The 306-nt window shown below is 26.8% G+C and carries 1 protein-coding gene; it reads right to left on the bottom strand.

Annotated elements, in window-relative coordinates:
- Positions 1-8: 8 nt before the first annotated feature.
- A partial coding sequence (locus QWI17_RS01580) for a hypothetical protein (protein ID WP_302720737.1) occupies positions 9-306 on the bottom strand: 298 nt, incomplete at its 5' end.

Genomic DNA, 306 nt, shown 5'->3' with positions numbered 1-306 from the left:
GAATCGAATTATGCTTGGTCAACTTCGGCAGACGATTTATTAAATGTATTAAAATAATAAAATAATAGACATCCTAATATAATAATCATATTATCTCTTTGGTTATAAATACCTGTTATTGTTAGTGTTGTGAAGAAGTAAATGATTGCTAATACAGAAATAAATTTGGCTTCGAATGTATTACTTTTTTGTCCAACCCAGTAAAGTCTGAAGATAAAAAATAAGTATGCAAATAATGCAAAAACACCTAATTTATAAAGGATAAACGTATATCCATTATGTGTGTGTGAAATGTATTTCATTCCT

Origin of the sequence: Gilvimarinus gilvus, from assembly GCF_030518155.1 — a bacterium.
Taxonomy (GTDB): Bacteria; Pseudomonadota; Gammaproteobacteria; order Pseudomonadales; family Cellvibrionaceae; genus Gilvimarinus; species Gilvimarinus gilvus.
Note: the sequence above shows the minus strand (reverse complement) of the source record. Positions and strands in the feature narration are given on the sequence as shown.